This is a genomic window from Flavobacterium sp., from assembly GCF_031423415.1.
GTDB lineage: Bacteria > Bacteroidota > Bacteroidia > Flavobacteriales > Flavobacteriaceae > Flavobacterium.
Genome location: NZ_JANPFL010000011.1, coordinates 1 through 1,415, shown reverse-complemented (window position 1 = coordinate 1,415; position 1,415 = coordinate 1). Strand labels below are relative to the sequence as shown.

At 31.4% G+C, this 1,415-nt stretch carries 1 protein-coding gene; it reads right to left on the bottom strand.

All coding sequences use genetic code 11. The annotated features are described in order from the left end of the window. Window positions 1–53: 53 nt before the first annotated feature. Complete coding sequence (locus RMO83_RS01310; RefSeq protein ID WP_310557864.1) at window positions 54–1,139, bottom strand: serine hydrolase; 1,086 nt, start codon at window positions 1,137–1,139, stop codon at window positions 54–56. Window positions 1,140–1,415: the final 276 nt, after the last annotated feature.

The following is a 1,415-nucleotide window of genomic DNA, read 5'->3' as shown; positions in this document are numbered from 1 at the left end:
ATTTAAATAAAAAAACTGCCAATAGAAGCAGTTTTTCTTTCAAAATTTTTAAATTAGTATAGACCATTAATTTTTTGCCATAACAATTCGTCGAAACCTGACAATGCAAATGTTGGATTAGCTGCATCGGATACTTCGCCCATTCTAATGACTACCATTTTTTTGCTTGGAATTACATAAATTTTTTGATCATTTTTGCCTAAAGCCATAAACATATCTGTTGGGCCAGCAGGAATTAATGTGCCTTGAAAAGTAATTTGAGAACTTGGTAAATGAAAACTCGATTTCCCGTTCAACCACCACAAATAGCCATAACTTAGATTTATATTTTGAGAAGTATTAGTAGCCTCGTTATAAAATGTTTCATTTAGAATTTGGTTATTTTCCCATTTTCCTTTATTGAGAATCATTAAACCAAATCTTGCCATGCTTCGGGTTGTACTCCAATATACTTGACTGTTTCCAGAAGTTTTCCATTCACCAGTCATTCCGATTTTGTTTTTTAATTTATCGTTAAAATAATTTTCCCAACTTTGTCCACTAGCTGCTGCGATTACATCTTGTAATTTAACATACACATTGTGATAAGCCCAACGATTATTGGCATCGGCTTTGTAAATTAGACTTGCAGTATTGATTTCATCGGTAGTATCATCAAGTCCTGATGTCATGGTTAACAAATTTTTGCAAGTTATTAAATTTTCTTGTGCCAAAGTTTCGCTTGTCCAACCTGTGCCTAAATATTGCGAAACTTTATTATTTATGTTAATTAAGTTTTCTTGTTGCGCTATTCCTGTTACTGTAGATGTTAAAGTCTTTCCTGCACTTGCCCAGTACCAAGGCAAGGTTGCATCGTGTCCGTTAAAATAATTTTCTAAAACTATGCGACCATTCACTAAAACAATAAATCCTTTAGTGTGTTTTTGATCTAATAAATCGAGTAACGGTTGTACACCAGTTTGTTTCCAACCTAAATCTGCTATTGTTTTTGTTTCCCAACTTGTGCCAGTTAATGGTGGAAAATACATTGTTTCAGTTGTAATAGAGGTTGGAACAATTGTTGGTTCTATGGTTGTTTCGTCTTTGCTACAACCAATTTGGAACGCTATTGCGAATGTTAAAATAAATTTTTTATACATAATAGTAAATTTTAGTTTTAATTAAGACTTTAAAATTTCAAAAAGGTTTAATCTAAGTTTTTTAATTGCTAAATTTGTGAATTAATCGATGGCTTTTAGCCCAGATAAAAAAGGAAATCCTTTTTTGATAAAATCTATTTTTTCTTAAACTTGCAGAACGACCAAAGGAAGTTCCTGAAAGTTTGTAGAAAAAAAGTTTTTAGAGAAAAAGATTGAATTGCATAGCTGGATTGGCTCCAAAATACAAAAAAATATGAAAAATAGTTTTATAATTGC